10 protein-coding genes are annotated in these 10,020 nt (G+C 68.7%); 7 read left to right on the top strand and 3 right to left on the bottom strand.

Annotated elements, in window-relative coordinates:
- Positions 1–141: 141 nt before the first annotated feature.
- From WQQ_RS11425 to WQQ_RS11410, 4 genes are all read left to right on the top strand, one after another.
- Complete coding sequence (locus tag WQQ_RS11425) at positions 142–1,134, top strand: sll0787 family AIR synthase-like protein (RefSeq protein WP_007185331.1); 993 nt, start codon at positions 142–144, stop codon at positions 1,132–1,134.
- Positions 1,127–1,408 (top strand): MSMEG_0570 family nitrogen starvation response protein, encoded by a 282-nt coding sequence (locus WQQ_RS11420; RefSeq protein ID WP_007185330.1) that lies wholly within the window; start codon positions 1,127–1,129, stop codon positions 1,406–1,408. Before WQQ_RS11425 ends, WQQ_RS11420 begins: the two co-directional genes overlap by 8 nt.
- A 48-nt stretch (positions 1,409–1,456) precedes the next feature.
- A complete protein-coding gene (locus WQQ_RS11415) occupies positions 1,457–2,746 on the top strand; it encodes an MSMEG_0569 family flavin-dependent oxidoreductase (protein WP_007185329.1) in 1,290 nt (429 codons plus the stop codon).
- A 117-nt stretch (positions 2,747–2,863) separates the two neighbouring features.
- Complete coding sequence (locus tag WQQ_RS11410; RefSeq protein WP_007185328.1) at positions 2,864–3,859, top strand: hypothetical protein; 996 nt, start codon at positions 2,864–2,866, stop codon at positions 3,857–3,859.
- Positions 3,860–3,863: 4 nt separating this feature from the next.
- Here the strand turns inward: WQQ_RS11410 and arfB are convergent, their stop codons facing one another.
- From arfB to WQQ_RS11395, 3 genes are read right to left on the bottom strand one after another with little or no spacing between them, the layout of a single operon-like run.
- A complete protein-coding gene (gene arfB, locus WQQ_RS11405; protein WP_007185327.1) occupies positions 3,864–4,280 on the bottom strand; it encodes an alternative ribosome rescue aminoacyl-tRNA hydrolase ArfB in 417 nt (138 codons plus the stop codon).
- Positions 4,277–5,704 (bottom strand): sensor histidine kinase, encoded by a 1,428-nt coding sequence (locus tag WQQ_RS11400; protein WP_007185326.1) that lies wholly within the window; start codon positions 5,702–5,704, stop codon positions 4,277–4,279. Before WQQ_RS11400 ends, arfB begins: the two co-directional genes overlap by 4 nt.
- Entirely contained in the window at positions 5,704–6,369 is a 666-nt protein-coding gene (locus tag WQQ_RS11395) for a response regulator transcription factor (protein WP_007185325.1), read from the bottom strand. The genes WQQ_RS11400 and WQQ_RS11395 overlap by 1 nt, the downstream gene beginning before the upstream one ends.
- A gap of 286 nt (positions 6,370–6,655) precedes the next feature.
- On the opposite strand from WQQ_RS11395, the gene WQQ_RS11390 reads away from it, so the two are divergent.
- The 3 genes from WQQ_RS11390 to WQQ_RS11380 all read left to right on the top strand — a co-directional run bounded on the left by WQQ_RS11390 (position 6,656) and on the right by WQQ_RS11380 (position 9,958).
- On the top strand, positions 6,656–7,681 hold the full coding sequence (locus tag WQQ_RS11390; RefSeq protein ID WP_007185323.1) for an oxidoreductase: 1,026 nt from the start codon (positions 6,656–6,658) through the stop codon (positions 7,679–7,681).
- Between the two features lie 91 nt (positions 7,682–7,772).
- Positions 7,773–9,170 carry an NTP/NDP exchange transporter gene (locus WQQ_RS11385; protein ID WP_007185322.1) on the top strand — a complete coding sequence of 466 codons (1,398 nt, stop codon included), beginning with the start codon at positions 7,773–7,775 and terminating at the stop codon, positions 9,168–9,170.
- 23 nt (positions 9,171–9,193) lie between these two features.
- On the top strand, positions 9,194–9,958 hold the full coding sequence (locus WQQ_RS11380) for a MipA/OmpV family protein (protein ID WP_007185321.1): 765 nt from the start codon (positions 9,194–9,196) through the stop codon (positions 9,956–9,958).
- Positions 9,959–10,020 lie beyond the last annotated feature (62 nt).

The raw sequence follows: 10,020 nt of genomic DNA, 5'->3' as shown, positions 1-10,020 counted from the left end.
TTCGTCGCTAGCGACGAACGGGCGCGGACTCGGGGGCGTGCTTTCTTTGGTTACTTTCTTTGCACGAGCAAAGAAAGTAACCCCCGGCCGGGAAGGCCAAACGCTCTCAGGGCAGCGCAACGCCCAACCAGAGCCAACACCATGAACCTCTACGAACTCCTCGACGCCCTGCACGACAGCAAAGGCCTCACCCACAAACGCGACATCGAAGCCGTCGTCAAAACCTTGAGCCTCGGCGCTCACAGCGACATCAAGGTCGGCGACGACTGCGCCGCCATCCCCCACCCCGGCGGCGGCTACACGCTGTTCGCCATCGAAGGCTTTCTGCCGGGCTTCGTCGAGCGCGATCCGTGGTTCGCCGGCTGGTGCGGGATCATGGTCAACCTGTCGGACATTTATTCCATGGGCGGCCGGCCCAGCGCCGTCGTCGACGCGCTCTGGAGCCGTGGCGACGAGGCCATGCAAGCGCTGCTCAAAGGCATGGCCGACGCCTCGCGCACCTACGGCGTGCCGATCGTCGGCGGACACAGCAACTCGCGCGCGGACAGCGGCCACCTCGCGGTCTCCGTGCTCGGCCACGCCAATGCCCTGCTGACGAGCTTCGACGCCGAAGCCGGCGATCTGCTGATCGCGGCCGTCGACCTGCGCGGGGCCTATCGCGAGCCGTTCCCGCACTGGAACTGCGCGACCGACGCGCCACCCGAGCGCCTGCGCGGCGATCTCGAACTGCTGCCGACGCTCGCCGAAGCGGGGCTCTGCGTCGCCGCCAAGGACATCAGCCAGGCGGGCTGGATCGGCACCACGATGATGCTGCTCGAATGCTCGGCCATCGGCGCGAGCCTCGATGTCGATGCGATTCCGAAGCCGCTCGCGGCCGACGCCCAGCGCTGGCTGCTCTCGGCGTTTCCGAGTTTCGGCTTCGTGCTCGCGGTGAAGCCTCGGCACGCCGAGCAGGTCATCGCGCGCTTTCATGCGCGCGATCTCGCCTGCGCCGTCATCGGCCAATGCAACGACAGCCGCAAGCTCGAACTGCGCAGCGGCAGCGACCGCGCGATCGCCTGGGATTTTTCGCAGCAGGCGCTGATCGGCTGCGGCCCATCCGTTTCCAACACCCACGAGAAAGCCCATGCCTGAAATGCATTTCCGCGTGCGCTGGCCCGACCAGTCGACCACGCTCTGCTATTCGCCCTCGAGCTCGATTCGCGACAACCTGAAGCTCAAGCACCCGTATCCGGTCGCCGAATTCGTGCAGACCAGCAAGGCCGCGCTCGAATACGCGAGCGAACGTGTGGCGCAGAAATACGGCTATGGCTGCGGCCACGCGCATGCGCAGATCCGCGAGATCGAAGCACGCGCCGCGAGCTTCTCCGCCAGTGGCGGAAACGTCGTCGTCGAATCGTTCGAATAGTTTCCAGTCCAGGCCTCTCCAGGCCTCACGCAAGCACGAGACCGCACCATGACGCAGCAGCAAATCCCACCGGCTCCGCAACACGTCGAAGTCGCCATCGTCGGCGGCGGACAAGCCGGGCTTTCGATGAGCTGGCATCTCAAGCAGGCCGGCGTTTCGCATCTGGTTTTCGAGCGCAAGCGCTGCTTTTCGGAGTGGCGCGATTCGCGCTGGGACAGCTTCTGCCTCGTCACCCCGAACTGGCAGTGCCGCCTGCCGGGCTTTCACTACGCGAAGGAGTACGGCGGCCGCGATCCGCACGGCTTCATGCTGCGCGAGCAGATCGTCGAGTATCTCGACGCTTATCTCGCGAGCTTCGATCCGCCCGTGATCGAAGGCTGCGAAGTCTCGCGCGTCGAGCCGCTGCCCGGCGGCGGCTTCGGCATCAGGACGAGCGCAGGAGACTTCACCGCCGATCAGGTCGTGATCGCGAGCGGCGTCTACCAGAAGCCGGTGATTCCACGCTCGGCCGAACGCTTGTCCGCGTCCATCACGCAGCTGCATTCGTCGAACTATCGCAACCCGCGGCAGCTTCCGGCCGGCGCGACGCTGGTGGTCGGCAGCGGGCAGTCGGGCTGCCAGATCGCCGAAGACCTGCACCTGGCCGGACGCGAAGTGCACCTGTGCATCGGCCGCGCGCCACGCTCGCCGCGCGTGTATCGCGGACGCGAAGTCACCGACTGGCTCACCGACTCCGGCTACTACGACATTCCGTACGAGAGCCATCCGCAGAAAGCGACGGTGCGCGAAAAGACCAACCACTATCTGACCGGCCGCGACGGCGGACGCGAGATCGACCTGCGCCAGCGCGCGCTCGAAGGCATGAAACTCTACGGCTCGTTCAAGGACGTCGACGGCGGCGTGCTGCGCTTCGCGCCGGATCTCACGCGCAACCTCGACGAGGCCGATCGCAGCTACAACAACATCCGCACGCTCGTCGACGAGTACATCGCCCGGCAAGGCATTGCGGCGCCGGTCGAAGCGCCTTACGCCGCGCCGTGGAAACCGGACGTCGATCCGACCGAACTCGACCTCGCCGCGCAGAACATTGCGAGCATCGTCTGGGCGATCGGTTTCACGGCCGACTACGGCTATGCGCAGCTGCCGGTGTTCGATGGACGTGGCCACCCCGTGCACAGGCGCGGCATCACGCCGATGCCGGGCGTCTACTTCATGGGCCTGGCCTGGCAGAACACCTGGGGTTCGGGGCGCTTCGCCGACGTCGGGCAGGACGCCGCGTTCCTGCTGCCGACGATCCTCGAATTGCGGCGCGCGCAACGGCAACGACAGGCCGCCTGATCGGGCCGTCGTCGTGCTGCATCCCCTCTCCCGCGAGCGGGAGAGGGAGCGCCTTCCCCAACGGGAGCGGCATCGTCATGGTTGCGGCTTGCCATCGCGCCGTCATCGGTGGGCCGTATGGTGCGCCACCGCGGCTGGCGCCGCGCCGCGCAGATCGCCATGCCTCGCCCGTCCAGACACGCTCCCGGTTTTTCATCGCTGCGTCGCATCGCAAGCCTGCTGCTCGTGCCGATACTGGCTGCCTGCTCGAACGGCCGCTCGGACGATTCGAAGGAATCCGGCCAGCCCACCGCCGAAGTCGCCCTCGATGACGGACTCATCAACGAGTCGAGCGGACTCGCACGTTCGCAGCGCAGCAGCGAACTGCTGTGGACGCACAACGACAGCGGTGGCGCTGCCGAGCTCTACGGCATCGATCTGCAGGGCCACCATCGGGTCACGCTACGGATCAGCGGAGCGCTCGCGGTCGATTGGGAAGACCTGAGCAGCTACACGAGCAAGGGCACGCCGTACCTGCTGATCGGCGACATGGGCGACAACGGCGCCATCCGACCGGTGACGACGTATTACCGCATCGAAGAACCGGCGATCACGCCGACGGACACGCTGCAGACGATCAGCGTGAGGCCCAGCGCGGTGTACACCCTGATTTATCCGGACGGGCCGCGCGACGCCGAATCGCTCGCGGTCGATGGCCAGCAGAACATGGCCTACGTGCTGTCCAAGCGCGATGCGGTTCCGCAGCTGTATCGCTTCGGCCTCGACAGCAGCGGTCCGCTCGCGCTGCCGCGCATCATGGAAGCGCTCGGTCCGATCACGATTCCGCGAGCGCCCGCCGACTACACAGGCGATGTCGACGCCTACAACTGGCCGACGGCGATGGATTTCGACAACAGCCTTCGCCGCGTCTACGTCGGCACCTTGCTCGACGGCTATTTCTACGATCGCGCCGATGGCGAAAGCTGGGCACAGGCGTTGGCACACGAACCGAGCCGCTTCGATCTGCCGGACTATCCGCAGATCGAGGCCGGCAGCTTCGATCGCGGCAGCCGCGATGCGCTTTACCTCACCAGCGAACAGCTCCCCACTCCGCTCGCCCGGCTACAGCCCTGATCGCCTAATCGTCACCCTTCGAAGACCGCAGCGCCTTGATGCGTCCCTGGCGCTGCTTGCTCTCGAGCCGCTTGCGCTTGGATGCCGCAGTCGGCCTGGTGGCCTTGCGTGCTTTCGGCGCAACCGACACCGATAGCAGCAGCACGCGCAGGCGCTCGATGGCGGCCTCGCGATTCATTTCCTGGCTGCGGAACTGCTGCGACTTGATGACGACGAGCCCGTCTTCGGTAATGCGGTGATCGCGCTTGGCGAGCAGGCGCTGCTTCCAGTCCTCGGGCAGCACCGAGGCGCGGATGTCGAAGCGCAGCTGCACGGCCGACGAGGTCTTGTTGACGTGCTGGCCGCCCGCGCCCTGCGCGCGCATGGCAGACAGCTCGATGCTGTCATCAGGTAATTCGACGGTGGGCGTGAGCGTTATCATCCATCGATCATCGCAGCCTGGGCGGCGCCGAGTCGATCGGCCTGGGTTCGGCCCGCGGCGCTCATGGGCAAGCGGATCTCGACGCCGAAGCCACGGCCGTCGAGCCCGACGCCGCTGTACAGGCGGCCGCCATGCGCGGCGACCACGCGCTCGACCAGCGACAGGCCCATGCCGATGCCCTGTGCGCGAAGGCCGTCGCCGGCGCGGTAGAAGCGCTCGAACACGCGCTCGCGATCGCCATGGGCGATGCCCGGACCATCGTCGGCGACGATCAGCGTCGCCATTCGCGCGTCCTCCTCGACCTCGACGCGCGTCTCCACACGCACGCGCGTGCCGGGGCCGCCGTGGCGCAGCGCGTTGTCGAGCAGGTTGCGCACCAGGATGCCGAGGTCGTCGATATCGCCGTGCACCGGCGCGTGGCCGGCTTCGACTTCGATCGACTGGTCGTTGCGCAGCGCGAGCAGTTCGAATTCGTCGGCGACCATGCCGGCGACCAGGGCCAGGTCGACGTCCGCCGCGCGCGCGGAGCTGCCGCCGGCTTCCACCCGCGCGGCGTCGAGCAGCTGCTGCGCGAGCCGCGAGGTTCGCTCGATGCCGGCGACGAGGTGGTCGAGCGCCTGGCGCGCCTCGTCGCGGTCGCCCGCGTGCTGCAGTACCTGCGCCTGGGCCAGCAGCGCGGCCAGCGGCGTGCGCAACTCGTGCGCGGCTTCGCCGAGAAAATCGCGCTCGTGCTGCAGCGCCTGCGCGAGCCGCGACATCGAGTGATTGAACGAGCGCACCAGAGGCGTGAATTCTTCCGGCAGGCCGCGCTCGGGCAGCGGCGTCAGGTCCATCGGCGCGCGCCTGGCGAGCGATTCGCTGACCTGCAGCACCGGCCGCAGTGACCAATGGATCACCAGCCAGATCGCGATGCCGATGCCGAGCAACAGCAGCAGCGCCGTGCCGACGCTGGCCCCGAACCAGCGCCGCAACTCCGCATACAGCGCGGACTGCGGCAGGCCCACCTGCACCTGCACCCGCGCCTGCGCATCGCTGACCGCGAACACCCGCCAGGGCTCGCCCGCGACGATCGCGTCCGAGTAGCCGTCCGCGAAGTTCGGGACGATCGCGGATTCGGGCGCCGGGCGCGAGGACATCAGCCGCCGCCCGCTGCCGTGCTCCCAGACCTGGAAGCCGAGCGCCGAGAACTTGCCGCGCGTCGGCGCCGCATCGCCACCGAGCACGAGCCGCTGCTGGCGACCCGCGGTGGCGATGTCCTCGGGCAGCGATTGCAGGATCCGTTCGCCGACATCGCGCAGCATGTTGTCGGCTTCTCCGCACTGCTGCGCCCACATTTCGAGGTACTGGAGCCCGAACCAGCTGCCCCAGGCGACGAAGATCACGGCCGCGAGCGTGACCAGCAAGCGCGTCCGCAGCGCGCGCATCAGGCCTCGTCTCCGGCGCGATAGCCGAAGCCCAGCTCGGTCACCACGACGCCGTCGCCGAGCTTGCGGCGCAGCTGGTGCACGTAGACCGCCACGGTGTTGCTGCCGATCTCCGAATCGCTGCCGTAGAGGCGATCCTGCAGCTGATCGCGGCTGAGCACCCGGCCTCTCGACTCGAACAGCGTCAGCAGGATGCGGAATTCGTTCGCGCTGAGACCGACCCGCTTGCCGCCGCGGGTCACCAGCTGCGCCGCGGGGTCGAGCTCGACGTCGCGCCAGCGCAGCACCGGCGTCACGGCTCCGCGGCTGCGACGCAGCACCGCGCGCAGCCGGGCCAGCATCTCGTCGCGCTGGAACGGCTTGACGATGTAGTCGTCGGCGCCGGCGTCGAGCCCGCGCACGCGGTCGCTGAGCTGGTCGCGCGCGGTGATGATCAACACGGGCGTCGGATCGTAGCGGCCGCGCATCGTCGCCAGCACCTCGAGGCCGGAGCCGCGCGGCAAGCCCAGGTCGAGCAGCACCGCGACGAAGGCGTGATCGATCAGGGCCGTTCGCGCGCAGGCGGCGTCCTGGCAATGGACGACGCGCCAGCCTTCCTGGCCCAGCGCCGCGGTCAGCGCCTGGCCCAGCATGGGGTCGTCTTCGACGAGAAGGATGGTGTCCATGGCGACGCCGGCAAGGGGAGCAATCGGTGATTTTCCGATATCGGAATTAGGATCGCATTAAGCCGATTTTTCATCTCCGATCAATTGGTTACGGCCACCTTCGGCTTAAAGGCAATTTAATCGCGGCTGCACAGACTGCGAACCCGACGGCTCCCCGCGCCGATGTGCGCACCAGCCGGCGTCCCTCCACCGCAAGGTTAAACACATGACCCTCTCGACAGCTTCCAACCCCTTCTCCCGATCCGGGTCCGCGACCCGTGCCGCCGAAACCGCGACACCCGATTCCATGGCCCGCCCGGCGCTCCGGCGGTGGCGAACCGCCCTGGCTTCGGTCGGGCTGCTGGCGATCTCGGCGTGCTCCACCAGCGGTACGGTCGCCAACGGCCAGCCCAAGCCGGACTGGAGCCTGGCCGACATGCCCTCGCAACAGGGGCGCGTGTTCGTGGTCACCGGCGGAACCAGCGGCATCGGCTACGAAAGCGCCAAGGCGCTGGCGGCCGCCGGCGCGCAGGTGGTGATCGCGGCCCGCAATCCCGAGCGCGGACAGGAGGCGATCGCCAACATCAGGAAGGAGACCCCCAATGCGCAGGTGCAGTTCGAAGCCTTCGACCTGGCCGACCTCGCCTCGGTGCGCGCGCTCAGCGAACGCCTGAACGCGACGCTGCCCCGCCTCGACGGCCTCATCAACAACGCCGGCATCATGGAACCGCCCAAGCGCATCACCTCGGCGGACGGCTTCGAGATGCAGTTCGCCGTCAATTACCTGGGCCACTTCGCGCTGACCGCCGAGCTGCTGCCGCTGCTGCAGAAAGCGGCCGCCCCGCGCGTGGTCACGCTGTCGAGCATCGCCGCGAGCCGCGGCGGCATCCAGTTCGATGACCTGCAGTACACGCAGGCCTATGACCCGTTCGCGGCCTATGCGCAATCCAAGCTGGCCTGCCTGATGTTCGCCCTCGAATTGCAGCGCCAGAGCGACGCGGCCGGCTGGGGCATCCAGAGCATCGCCTCGCATCCCGGTGTTTCGCGCACCGACCTGCTGGTCAATCACGGCGGTCTCGCGGGATTCACGCGCCGCCACCTGCCGTTCCTGTACCAGCCGTCGGCCAACGGCGCCTTGCCGACACTGTTCGCCGCCACCGCGGCGGACGCCCGCGGCGGCGCCTACTACGGCCCCACCGGCCTGATGGAAACGCGGGGCGACCTGGGCCTGGCCAAGGTGCCCGAGGCCGCCAGCGATGCCCAGGCCCAGGCCCGTCTGTGGACGCTCAGCGAAGCGCTCAGCCGCACGCGCTATCCGTCGACCGCCAACTGATCGCCCGACTCCGCCGCCGCCGCGACACCGCGGCGGTGCAGACCGCTGCGCCCCGCGATCGCCAAGGGCGCCCTGATCCGACCTGTCCCCCATGAGCCGAACTCCGAAACCCGCACGACCGCGACCGCGCCTGCCACTGAGCCTGCTGAACCTCCGGCGCGAGGAAATCAGGCCGGTACTGATCGCCTCGCTGTTTTTCTTCTGCGTGCTCACCGCGCTGATGCTGCTGCGGCCCGCTCGCGACGCCCTGGGCATGCAGCGCGGCATCGAGAGCATCCGCTGGCTGTTCGTCGGCACCGGTTTGCTGACGCTCGCGGTGAACCCGCTGTTCGGCTGGCTCGTGAGCCGGCTGCGACGGCTGCAGTTCATCGCGGTGACCTACGGATTCTTCGTCCTGAGCCTGGTCGGTTTCTGGGCGCTATTGGTATTCGCGCCGGGCTCGGTCGGACAGCGCAGCGGCCAGCTGTTCTACGTCTGGTTCAGCGTGTTCAACCTGTTCGCCACGATGGTGTTCTGGGCGCTGCTGGCCGACCGCTTCACCACCGAACAGGGCAAGCGCCTGTTTGCCCTGATCTCGGTGGGCGGCACGCTCGGCGCCATCTTCGGCCCCTGGCTCACCTCGCAACTCGCCCGGCCGCTCGGCACGCCGAGCCTGCTGCTGGTGGCGGGCGGCTTCCTGCTGCTGGCGCTGGCCGCGGCACGGCTGCTCGTGCGCGTCGCTCCGGACCGCGCGGCGCCGGTCCCACGCGGCGCCGGCTCCGCACCCGCCAGCGAGAACGAGCGCATCGGCGGCAGCGCCTGGGCAGGACTGCGGGCGGTGTTCCGCTCGCCCTACCTGGCGGGCATCGCCGGCTACGTCCTGCTCATGAGCATGCTCGGCACCTTCATCTACTTCACCCGCCTGCAGATGGTCGCGACGGTGTCGGACAGCCTCGATGCGCGCGCGGCGCTGCTCGGCAGCATCGACATGTGGACGCAGGTCGCGGTGCTCGCGCTGCAGCTCACCCTGACCGGCAGGATCATCCGGCGCTTCGGCCTCGGCGTGGCACTGGCGATCCTGCCGGTCGCCAGCGCGCTCGGCTTCATCGGGCTGGCGATCTACGGATCGTTCGTCGTGCTGATCCTGCTCGAAGCCACCAACCGCGCGGTGCAGCGCGGCATCACCCGGCCCGCGCGCGAAGCGCTGTTCACCGCGGTCAGCCGGGAGGACAAGTACAAGGCCAAGGCCTTCGTCGACACCTTCATCTACCGCACCGGCGACCTCGTCGGCGCGCAGACCGAGGGCCTGCTCGGGCGGCTCGGGCTGGCCTTGGGTGGCCTGGCCAGCGTGGTCGTCCCGCTGGCGGCGCTCTGGGCCGCGCTCGGCATCTGGCTCGGGCGCGAGCAGGCGCGACAGCCGCCGCCGGGCCATATCGCCCCGGCCGCCGAGCCGCCACCGCGAATCGCCCGAGTTCCCTCTCCGCCCTCACCGCAAGCGCCACAACAATGAACCTCACCGCACGAAGCTTCGCAATGCTCGCTGTTCTCGCCGTTCCGGCCACCGCGTTCGGCCAGCAGCCCGCGTCGCCGCCACGCAACTGGGCCCTCGGGGTCGGCGCGGCGCTCATCGACAGCCCCTATGCCGGCGAAGGCTCGCGGCTGCGGCCCTTTCCGCTGGTCAGCTACGAGGGCGAGCGCGTGTTCCTGCGCGGCATCTCGGCCGGCGTGCATCTGTATGACGCGCCGCCGTTCAAGCTCGATGCGCTGCTGTCGCCGCGACTCGGCGGCTTCGACATCGATGACCTCGGACGTTCCGAACTGCTGGCCAACGGCGTGGACCCCGAGCTGCTGCGCGATCGCGACGATGCCCTCGACGCCGGCTTTCGCGCGAGCTTCGGCTCGACCTGGGGCTCGATCGCAATCGAGGCGGTCCACGACGTTTCCGGCGTCCACGATGGCTACGAGCTGGGACTCGACTACCGGTACACGTGGCGCTTGGCGCAAACCGCGGTCACGGCCAGCGCCGGGGCCGGCGCCCTGTCCTCCAGGCTCGCGGGCTACTACTTCGGAATCCTGGACTCGGAAGTCGCACGCGGGGTGCCCGCGTACTCGCCGGGCTCGGCGTTCGTGCCGAGGATCGGCCTGACGCTGACGCATGCGATCGGCGCGTCGAACTGGCAGCTGCTCGGGTCGATCGAGTACCAGCGCCTGCCCGACGAACTCCGCGGCAGCCCGCTGCTCGAACCCGACCGCAACGGCATGGGCCGCGTGGTGCTGGGGCTCAGCCGGCGCTTCTGAGGCTCGCGCTCATCGATCACGGTGCCCGCGGCACGCCGCAGGCGACACCAACGAACACGCTC

Origin of the sequence: Hydrocarboniphaga effusa AP103 (genome assembly GCF_000271305.1) — a bacterium.
Classification (GTDB): domain Bacteria; phylum Pseudomonadota; class Gammaproteobacteria; order Nevskiales; family Nevskiaceae; genus Hydrocarboniphaga; species Hydrocarboniphaga effusa.
Note: the sequence above shows the minus strand (reverse complement) of the source record. Positions and strands in the feature narration are given on the sequence as shown.

Bases quoted from the DNA above. Each gene is read 5' to 3' on its own strand.
- WQQ_RS11390 (WP_007185323.1), top strand. From the start codon at position 6,656: ATGGCCCGCCCGGCGCTCCGGCGGTGGCGAACCGCCCTGGCTTCGGTC.
- WQQ_RS11425 (WP_007185331.1), top strand. From the start codon at position 142: ATGAACCTCTACGAACTCCTCGACGCCCTGCACGACAGCAAAGGCCTC.
- WQQ_RS11380 (WP_007185321.1), top strand. From the start codon at position 9,194: ATGCTCGCTGTTCTCGCCGTTCCGGCCACCGCGTTCGGCCAGCAGCCC.
- arfB (WP_007185327.1), bottom strand. From the start codon at position 4,280: ATGATAACGCTCACGCCCACCGTCGAATTACCTGATGACAGCATCGAG.
- WQQ_RS11400 (WP_007185326.1), bottom strand. From the start codon at position 5,704: ATGCGCGCGCTGCGGACGCGCTTGCTGGTCACGCTCGCGGCCGTGATC.
- WQQ_RS11420 (WP_007185330.1), top strand. From the start codon at position 1,127: ATGCCTGAAATGCATTTCCGCGTGCGCTGGCCCGACCAGTCGACCACG.
- WQQ_RS11395 (WP_007185325.1), bottom strand. From the start codon at position 6,369: ATGGACACCATCCTTCTCGTCGAAGACGACCCCATGCTGGGCCAGGCG.
- WQQ_RS11415 (WP_007185329.1), top strand. From the start codon at position 1,457: ATGACGCAGCAGCAAATCCCACCGGCTCCGCAACACGTCGAAGTCGCC.
- WQQ_RS11410 (WP_007185328.1), top strand. From the start codon at position 2,864: ATGGTGCGCCACCGCGGCTGGCGCCGCGCCGCGCAGATCGCCATGCCT.
- WQQ_RS11385 (WP_007185322.1), top strand. From the start codon at position 7,773: ATGAGCCGAACTCCGAAACCCGCACGACCGCGACCGCGCCTGCCACTG.